The 2,251-nt window shown below is 46.4% G+C and carries 1 protein-coding gene, 1 pseudogene and 1 riboswitch; of the genes and pseudogenes, one reads left to right on the top strand and one right to left on the bottom strand.

What is annotated here, in order from left to right; translation table 11 throughout:
* Positions 1-255: 255 nt before the first annotated feature.
* A complete protein-coding gene (locus Q0241_RS11375; RefSeq protein ID WP_299377433.1) occupies positions 256-1,506 on the bottom strand; it encodes an aromatic ring-hydroxylating dioxygenase subunit alpha in 1,251 nt (416 codons plus the stop codon).
* 150 nt (positions 1,507-1,656) lie between these two features.
* A riboswitch (cobalamin riboswitch) is annotated at positions 1,657-1,896 on the bottom strand.
* A 161-nt stretch (positions 1,897-2,057) separates the two neighbouring features.
* Here Q0241_RS11375 and Q0241_RS11370 point away from each other — a divergent pair.
* Positions 2,058-2,251: pseudogene (locus Q0241_RS11370) on the top strand (SAM-dependent methyltransferase); the annotation flags it as partial.

The raw sequence follows: 2,251 nt of genomic DNA, 5'->3' as shown, positions 1-2,251 counted from the left end.
GGCAGGTAGCGGAACCAGCTGTTGTCCGTGGTTTGAAAGCAAAAGGTTTTGACGTCATGGGTATCTTGAAGAATCATCACGCACTCTAGCATTTGCGAGTGGCTATCCCACGGCGTCGTTGTGTTCAAATCTCTGATAGCCTGCTTAACAGCCATGTCAGCCATTTTAGATTTCCCCAATTATAGTTGCCCTTATGGGCTTTATTGATTCTAGAGAGCGCAGTCGTTGCGCTCTCTTCAGTTTGAAAAGTGATGTTTATTCGCTGGCAGCTAGCTTGAGCTTGGCAGGATCAAACAATTTGCCGAGCATGTGGGCGCTATACCAGTTGATGAAATTGATTACCCCAAACTCGGCACTCTCTGCATAGGGACCGGGTTGGTAAGCTTTTGAGTTGATGCCCAGTTGATTATTTTCGGCCAGCTCTCTGTCCTGATGATTGGTGGCGTTCCAAACTTTGGTCATTTTCTCAAGATCGTAATCCACACCTTCGACGGCATCTTCGTGGACAATCCATTTGGTTGTCACCAATGTCTCTTGCGGGCCAACAGGCATTACGCGAAAGACGATTGAATGATCCCCCATGAAATGGTTCCAGGTATTGGGCAGGTGCAACAGACGCATGGACCCCATATCCGGATCGGTTAAATCACCCATAAGCTTTTGACAGGCGACAGAACCATCCATGGTCATGGAATGAATTCCCTCTGCAAGTGGCATGCGCACAGCGCGGTATTCCAGATTGTGGGGAGTGCTTTCGTGGGCGATACCCAAAGAATCCCAGTCGCTGGATTTTTTTGCGACCAGTGCTTTGAATTCCGGGGTCGCACGGGGGTCATCGGTATTGTCGAATTCAAGAAGTGAATTCAGAAGCTCAGGATGTGAACCGTTGCAATGATAACATTCGCGGTTGTTTTCGATCACCAACTTCCAGTTTGCTTTTTCATTGATGGTGACTTCATGCGCAACTTTGGCTTTGTCCAATGCGTGCGGCCTTAAGAATGGTTCAACGGCTTCTTTAAAGTGATCAAAAGCGGGTGGATTTTCGTCAAGGCAGACAAAAATCATGCCGCCTGCAATGCCGATATTTGCTTTCCTAAGGGGGAAGTCTGCGGGGTTGAAACCTTCGCCCATGTTGCCTGCAAACAACAGGTTACCATCAAGATTGTAGGTCCATTGGTGATAGGGACAGACCAGCTTTGCGGTATGGCCTTTTTCTTCCAGACAGACTTTGGAACCGCGATGGCGACAAGTGTTGTATATTGCGTGAATTTCGTTGTTATCGTCCCTGACAATAACCAAGGGATCATCACCGATTGACAGGGTGAAGAAATTTCCTGACTTCGGAATGTCGCAAACAAGGCCAGCAAAAACCCATGATTTCCCAAACACATGTTTCATATCAAGTTGAAAGAATTCCGGGTCGTTATAGAACTCTCGCGGCAGGCTATAATTTTGTTTTTTACTGCGAAGCAGATCAAACATCATATCGTGGGCTGATACAGTCATCTCTCGGTCCTATCCAACAACAAGCGTTTATCTCAGATATTATTTTCTGAGCGATAAATTCTGACGTGCGATGAGGAAGGGAACAGTATTGTCTCTGGCATGCTTTTACACTGCTTAGAGATCAACAGGTCGTTCCAATCGCCCACCGCGACTTTTAGACTTGCCTCAGGCTGGTTTCCGGGCTCGAGAGGGCCATCTAAGATGGCGGAAATCACATCCTTCCCAGAGTTTATCCAGTGGATAGCTTGTGATCTCTATTCCTCTCCTACCGTTGCGGGGGCAGCGTCGGTTTTGCGCTGTGGTACGTAAGTTTGCGCGGACCGACTTCCCAATTATTTTCATGAAAACAAAGTATTAATTTCATGAAACACCTGGAGGAGTTGTCATTATTAAATTTATTTCTAAAGTTGATTTTATGAAACCATGATCCGTGGTCGCCTTGAAAAGCGACAGACAGATCTACGTTTGCGACACTATAATTTATGCTTGTCGAAATAGGTCGTTACTATGGTAAAAGGTGTCGTGAATATTTGAAAACAATGGATTTTTTTATGAATTCCCGTCATGTTTCTATTACGGATGAGTTGCAGGAATATCTCATAAGCTTTGGCGGGCGCGAAGATTCCCTTTTGGCCCGGTTGAGAGCGGAAACCCTGCAAATGAGATTCGGTCATATGCAGGTGTGCCCCGAGCAAGGACAGTTCCTGTTCTTTCTGGTGAAGATGCTAAAGGCGCGATCCGTTCT

Source organism: uncultured Kiloniella sp., assembly GCF_937128705.1.
GTDB lineage: Bacteria > Pseudomonadota > Alphaproteobacteria > Kiloniellales > Kiloniellaceae > Kiloniella.
Note: the sequence above shows the minus strand (reverse complement) of the source record. Positions and strands in the feature narration are given on the sequence as shown.

Bases quoted from the DNA above. Each gene is read 5' to 3' on its own strand.
- Q0241_RS11375 (WP_299377433.1), bottom strand. From the start codon at position 1,506: ATGACTGTATCAGCCCACGATATGATGTTTGATCTGCTTCGCAGTAAA.